General features: G+C 61.9%; 2 protein-coding genes, 2 tRNA genes and 1 rRNA gene. 2 read left to right on the top strand and 3 right to left on the bottom strand.

All coding sequences use genetic code 11. The features are described 5' to 3' along the window. Positions 1-156: 156 nt before the first annotated feature. The 3 genes from ACTEK7_RS16980 to ACTEK7_RS16970 form a co-directional block, all read right to left on the bottom strand. A tRNA-Ala gene (locus ACTEK7_RS16980) sits at positions 157-232 on the bottom strand. A gap of 33 nt (positions 233-265) precedes the next feature. Beyond that, positions 266-342, bottom strand: a tRNA-Ile gene (locus tag ACTEK7_RS16975). A 192-nt stretch (positions 343-534) separates the two neighbouring features. Next, a 16S ribosomal RNA gene (locus ACTEK7_RS16970) occupies positions 535-2023 on the bottom strand. 1126 nt (positions 2024-3149) lie between these two features. Between ACTEK7_RS16970 and ACTEK7_RS16965 the strand changes: the two genes are divergently transcribed. Both ACTEK7_RS16965 and ACTEK7_RS16960 read left to right on the top strand, forming a co-directional pair. Further along, positions 3150-5213, top strand: a complete 2064-nt coding sequence (locus ACTEK7_RS16965; protein ID WP_225147385.1) for a M23 family metallopeptidase — start codon at positions 3150-3152, stop codon at positions 5211-5213. 154 nt (positions 5214-5367) lie between these two features. Then, positions 5368-6987, top strand: a complete 1620-nt coding sequence (locus ACTEK7_RS16960) for a Vgb family protein (RefSeq protein ID WP_225147386.1) — start codon at positions 5368-5370, stop codon at positions 6985-6987. Positions 6988-7062: the final 75 nt, after the last annotated feature.

The following is a 7062-nucleotide window of genomic DNA, read 5'->3' as shown; positions in this document are numbered from 1 at the left end:
ATGAAGGTTCGCGCAACAATCTGCTGCACGACCCAACTCGGATCGATCTCCTCTTTACGATGTCAGAAAACACGCATCTTGCTGTCTATCCAGACTAGCAGGATGCGAAGTGATGTTTCGCGGACGACGGTGCAAGATCTCGGTGATCAAACCATCTGGTGGAGCCAGACGGGATCGAACCGACGACCTCATGCTTGCAAAGCACGCGCTCTCCCAGCTGAGCTATGGCCCCGTAACCAGAAGACGAATGCTCACTCGATGAAAGTGGTGGGCCTGGGAAGACTTGAACTTCCGACCTCACGCTTATCAAGCGCGCGCTCTAACCAACTGAGCTACAAGCCCCTAACGCATATCCCGTCAGGGACCGTGGGATCCTGCATGATGCAGGCCCAGCGCGTGTTCGTCCGCGAAGAAAGAGAAACGAAGACGGCGAAATCCCGCCAATGCAGCTCAACGATCTGGCGATCTGTTGGCCACTGATGTTTCTAAAACGATCCGATAGTGAGCGTGAGCTCGCTGAAGGATCATCCTTAGAAAGGAGGTGATCCAGCCGCAGGTTCCCCTACGGCTACCTTGTTACGACTTCACCCCAGTCGCTGACCCTACCGTGGCCGGCTGCCTCCCTTGCGGGTTAGCGCACCGTCTTCAGGTAAAACCAACTCCCATGGTGTGACGGGCGGTGTGTACAAGGCCCGGGAACGTATTCACCGTGGCGTGCTGATCCACGATTACTAGCGATTCCAACTTCATGGGCTCGAGTTGCAGAGCCCAATCCGAACTGAGACGGCTTTTTGAGATTTGCGAAGGGTCGCCCCTTAGCATCCCATTGTCACCGCCATTGTAGCACGTGTGTAGCCCAGCCCGTAAGGGCCATGAGGACTTGACGTCATCCCCACCTTCCTCGCGGCTTATCACCGGCAGTCTCCTTAGAGTGCTCAACTAAATGGTAGCAACTAAGGACGGGGGTTGCGCTCGTTGCGGGACTTAACCCAACATCTCACGACACGAGCTGACGACAGCCATGCAGCACCTGTGCTCCAGGCTCCGAAGAGAGGGTCACATCTCTGCGACCGGTCCTGGACATGTCAAGGGCTGGTAAGGTTCTGCGCGTTGCGTCGAATTAAACCACATGCTCCACCGCTTGTGCGGGCCCCCGTCAATTCCTTTGAGTTTTAATCTTGCGACCGTACTCCCCAGGCGGAATGCTTAAAGCGTTAGCTGCGCCACTAGTGAGTAAACCCACTAACGGCTGGCATTCATCGTTTACGGCGTGGACTACCAGGGTATCTAATCCTGTTTGCTCCCCACGCTTTCGTGCCTCAGCGTCAGTACCGGGCCAGTGAGCCGCCTTCGCCACTGGTGTTCTTGCGAATATCTACGAATTTCACCTCTACACTCGCAGTTCCACTCACCTCTCCCGGACTCAAGATCTTCAGTATCAAAGGCAGTTCTGGAGTTGAGCTCCAGGATTTCACCCCTGACTTAAAGACCCGCCTACGCACCCTTTACGCCCAGTGATTCCGAGCAACGCTAGCCCCCTTCGTATTACCGCGGCTGCTGGCACGAAGTTAGCCGGGGCTTATTCTTGCGGTACCGTCATTATCTTCCCGCACAAAAGAGCTTTACAACCCTAGGGCCTTCATCACTCACGCGGCATGGCTGGATCAGGGTTGCCCCCATTGTCCAATATTCCCCACTGCTGCCTCCCGTAGGAGTTTGGGCCGTGTCTCAGTCCCAATGTGGCTGATCATCCTCTCAGACCAGCTACTGATCGTCGCCTTGGTGAGCCATTACCTCACCAACTAGCTAATCAGACGCGGGCCGATCTTTCGGCGATAAATCTTTCCCCGTAAGGGCTTATCCGGTATTAGCACAAGTTTCCCTGTGTTGTTCCGAACCAAAAGGTACGTTCCCACGCGTTACTCACCCGTCTGCCGCTGACGTATTGCTACGCCCGCTCGACTTGCATGTGTTAAGCCTGCCGCCAGCGTTCGCTCTGAGCCAGGATCAAACTCTCAAGTTGGACTTGAACTTTGAACCGGCTGATCACAACGTTTGACGAGGTCCCACCATTATCGACCGAAGTCGATGTGCTGCCCGCGATTCACATCGCTGGCAACGATGGTGTTTCCTTTAAAACGTGTACCGCCGAAGTCTTTCGTCCGGTCTCGATCAGAAAAGCCGAAGCTTCTCGGAAGCGAGACCCGCAAGGACTCCGCCGTCCACGTTTCTCTTTCTTCATCTTCACTTGTCAAACAGCCCGAGACCATGGAGGCCTCAACCTTCCTGAGAGGAAGGGTTCCGACACCCTTACCGACGATGGATGAACTCCAACCGACTGGTGTCGGCTGTTGTGTCACTCAACAAGGTGAGGAGCATCAGTGGCGCGTTCGCTCGCCTTGGTCAGTGACCCGGCGGCGCCGCGCTCAGTGGTTGGGGTTATAGGCCCCACCTTCCGGCCTGTCAACGCCAATCGTCAACAAATCGTCGCACAGCGGACCAGCGAGAAAACACCCACGATTCCAGCCATTTAGAAAGCCGCCGGGCACATCGAACGAGCCCGCCCGGCAAAAAATCTGAAAAAAAGTTTGCCCGCCGGCGGGCTCCGGAGGGCGTCTTGGAGCCCTCCCTGGCGGCCTCCCCCGGGGCCCCTCCTCCGCACCCCCGCCACCTTGGGAGGCGTGCCGTCCCAAGGGCTGACGCCCCCCCGGCCAGGCGCCCGCCTCCCCTGCTAGATGGGGCCCTGTCCCCCACCCCGCCCGAGCTCAGCCCATGATCTGACGGGGGCCTTTACGGCCCGGCATTTAGGAAACTTTTTCCATATTTGGCGCCGTACTTGAGCCACAATCCCGCGGCGTTCTGATAAGAGACAAGCTTGAATCGCGGGGACGCCTGTGGGGGCTGCCGGCGATTTTCATGGGGTCAGAGGAAGGCGATGTTGCAAATGACGCGACCTTCCTTCGGCATTCGAAAGACATCGAGAGAGCTTTACCCGTCCAGCTGTTCGTAATTTCGGCCGGCCCCATCAAGGGGCTTTCTGGGCGCGGACAGTTGTGCGGCTTGCCTGCTCCGGCGATCCCCGTTCAAGAGGGCAGCCTGGGACAGGTTCGAAACCGGGCATCTTGGGTCGTTGAGTTGGGGGACTTAGGTTGAACCACAGGACGTCACGCGGCACTTACGGGCGTGAGACCGGGATCATCGATCTCGGCCACGAGCCGCCGCTGTCCGTCGATGGTTCTGAAGCCGCGGTGATCGACCGCCGCCGCATCTCGGTGCAATGGTTCAGCGGGACAATTTTGACCGGACTCTGCGGCGCAGCCCTGATCGGCGGCGCCGTTTTCGCTTCGCTCGACGGCGAGATGACCTTCGCCAAGGTGCCGGAGCGGGTCGAAGGCGCGCTGCGCGGAGCATTCGGCGCCGCCGATCGTGCCGCCACGCTGCACAAGAGCGATCGCCTGCCGCCGCCGAGCGAATCCACCGCCTCGCGCAACGTGATGCGCGTCTCGACGGTTGCCCGCGTCGGCAACCGTGACGTGATGCGGGTGCGTCCGTTCGTGCGGATCGCCGGCAATCTGTCGATGACGACGAGCGATCTGTCGGCGAAGATCCCGCCGTTCAACGCCCAGCGCCTGCTGACCGATGTCGGCTCCGACCCGAAGACGGCGTCCGACGATCCCAACAATCCTGAAGCCGTCGAGCCCGACGCGGAAGTGTCCTTCGTCACCAAGGACCTGTCGCCGGTGCTGCCGAAGGCCAAGATTTCCGCGGTGGTGGCACTCGACGACATCCTGATGCGGGTGCGCGATGCCGCCAATTGGCGCGGCAATGGCGGGGTGCGCTACGCCTCGCTCGCCAACACGGCTGCCGACATCTCCGGCGCGACCGGCCCTTCCGACATCAGAACCGCCTACGCCGCCGAGGCCTCGCCGTCCGATCCCTATGCCGGCTTCGAGACGCGCGTGGTGCCGGAGAACGTCACGCTGCTGCCCAAGACCAAGGAGCAGATCACCGGCGGCAATCCCAACGGCGAACGCGTCCACATGGTCAAGAAGGGCGACAGCGTCGCCGGCGTGCTGCGCGATCTCGGCGCCAATGCCGACGAGATCAAGGCGATCACCGCGACGCTCGGACCGCGCGGCCGCGACGGCGGCCTGAAGGAAGGCGAGAAGCTCCGCATCCTGATGGCGCCCGCAAGCCCCGGCGCCCGCCTGCAGCCCTATCGCGTCGTGGTTGCAAACGACACGATGGTGGAAGCGATCGCGGCGCTGTCCGATCTCGGCAAATACGTCGCCGTCGACGTCTCCAGCATGAACACCGTCGCCGATACTGCGGCCAACGCCAGCAGCGACGACGACGATGACGATGACGGCTCCGGCGTGCGGCTCTACCAGAGCATCTACGAGACCGCGATGCGCAACAAGGTCCCGATGCCCGTCATCGAGGACATGATCAAGATCTACTCCTACGACGTCGATTTCCAGCGCAAGGTGCAGCCCGGAGATTCCTTCGACGTGTTTTACGCGGGCGAGGACGAGGGCGTGACCGCGACCGAGAAGAACGAGGTGCTGTTCGCCTCGCTCACCGTCGGCGGCGAGACCAAGAAATACTACCGCTACCAGAGCCCCGACGACGGCCTCGTCGACTATTACGACGAGACCGGCAAGAGCGCGAAGAAGTTCCTGGTCAGAAAGCCCGTCAACAACGCCATCATGCGCTCCGGCTTCGGCGGCCGCCGCCACCCGATCCTCGGCTACGTGAAGATGCATACCGGCGTCGACTGGTCCACCTCCTACGGCACGCCGATCTTCGCCTCCGGCAACGGCATGATCGAGAAGGCCGGCCCCGAGGGCGGCTATGGCAAGTACATCCGCATCAAGCACGCCAACGGCTACGAGACTGCCTACGGCCACATGTCGGCCTTCGCCAAGGGCATGGAGCCCGGCAAGAAGGTGCGACAGGGCCAGGTGATCGGCTTCGTCGGCTCCTCCGGTCTGTCGACCGGCCCGCACGTCCATTACGAGATCCTTGTCAACGGCCGCTTCGTCGATCCGATGCGCGTGAAGCTACCGCGCGGCCGTTCGCTGGAGGGCCCGATGCTGGCGAGCTTCGAGAAGGAGCGCGACCGGCTCGACGGCATGATGAGCGGCCGCGGCGGCGCCATCGCCCGCATGTCGGACGCCACCGGCGGGCCGCTGCAGGTCACCAACCGGTAAGCCGGCAACGCGCCGATATCGGCCGGCGTTTTCAAACAGAATTTCAAACGAGCACGCTACGCAGCGAGGCCGCTTCGCGGCGACACAACGTCAAGTTTTGTTTGCCAAAGCCGCAGGACGGGCGAATACTTTCCAAAAAATGGGAGGTCACGCCATGAGAAACAGGCTCGCCTGCGCAGCCCTGATTGCTGCGCTGTTCGCCACAACGAGCGCATCGGCCGACAGCTGGGAGGTCACGAGACTCGTGCCGGGCTCGGCATTCCATGGTGTGCACGGGCTCGGTGTCGACAAGGCCGGCCATTTGTTTGCCGGCAGCGTCGCGGGCGCTGCGCTCTACGAGGTCGACATTGCCGGCGGCAGCGCCAAGGTCGCGATCCCGGCACCGGTGGGGATGGCCGACGACATTGCGTTCGCACCCGACGGCACCATGGCCTGGACCGGCTTCCTCGCCGGCGATCTCTATGCGCGCAAGGGCGACGGTCCGATCAAGAAGCTCGCGAGCGGCCTGCCCGGCATCAACTCGCTCGCCTTCCGCAAGGACGGCAGGCTCTACGCCACCACCGTTTTCCTCGGCGATGCGCTCTACGAGATCGACGTCGAGGGCGTCAAACCGCCCCGCCAGATCATGGAGAAGATGGGCGGCCTCAACGGCTTCGAGTTCGGTCCCGACGACAAGCTCTATGGTCCGCTGTGGTTCAAGGGCCAGGTCGCAAGGGTCGACGTCGACAAGGCCGAGCTGAGTGTCGTCGCCGACGGCTTCAAGATCCCGGCTGCCGTGAACTTCGATTCCAAGGGCAACCTCCTTGTGGTCGACACCGCGCTCGGCCAGCTCGTCCGGGTCGATCCCAAATCGGGCGCCAAGACCATGGTCGCGCAGCTGAAGCCGTCGCTGGACAATCTCGCCATCGACGACAAGGACCGCATCTACGTCTCCAACATGGCCGACAACGGCATCCAGGAGGTCGATCCCGCGACCGGTCATGCCAAGCAGATCATCATCGGCAAGCTCGCTTTGCCCGGCGGCATCGGCGTCACCTCGGAGAACGGCAAGGACACGATCCACGTCGCCGACCTGTTCGCCTATCGCACGGTGGACGGCGTGACCGGCGAGGTCACCGAAAAGGCGCGCATGCACGCCGCTGGCACGACGCTCGAATATCCGATGAGCGCGACGGCGAAGGGCAACGACGTGGTCCTGTCGAGCTGGTTCACCGGCACCGTGCAGGTGATCGACGGCAAGACCGGCGCGACGCGCGACATGCTGCACGACTTCAAGGCGCCGCATGACGCGGTCGTGCTCGCGGACGGCAGCATCCTGGTAGCCGAGCTCGGCACCAAGTCGCTGGTCAAGGTGAGCGGCGAGCACGGCAAGGATCGCACCACGCTGATCGGCGCGCTCGAGGGTCCGATGGGTCTCGTCCGCGGGGCCGGCGACGAGGTTTACGTCACCGAGGCTTTTGCTGGCATCATCTCCAAAATCAACAGCACCGGCGAAAAGACCGTGATCGCCAAGGATCTGAAGATGCCAGAAGGCATCGCGCGCACCGGCGACGGTAAGCTGATCGTCGCCGAAGTCGGCGCCAAGCGGCTGATCGAGATCGTGCCGGAATCCGGCAAGGTCACCGAGATCGCAGCCAATCTCCCGATCGGCCTGACCGGCGCCCCCGGCGGCTTGCCGACGCATATCCCCACCGGCGTCGCAGTCGGCGCGACGGGCGCGATCTACGTCAGCTCGGATGTCGAGAATGCGATCTACAAGGTGGTGAAGAAGTAGGAGCTACGTGCACGGGACTGGCGGGAACCGTCACGCCGGTTCCCCGGTTAGACGCTGACGGAAGCCAGCAGGAGG

Source organism: Bradyrhizobium sp. JHI2711 (genome assembly GCF_056156565.1).
This window is presented reverse-complemented; position numbering and strand designations above follow the sequence as displayed.

What these genes read in the sequence shown, in the direction of transcription:
- ACTEK7_RS16960 (WP_225147386.1), top strand. Translation starts at nt 5,368, where the DNA reads ATGAGAAACAGGCTCGCCTGCGCAGCCCTGATTGCTGCGCTGTTCGCC.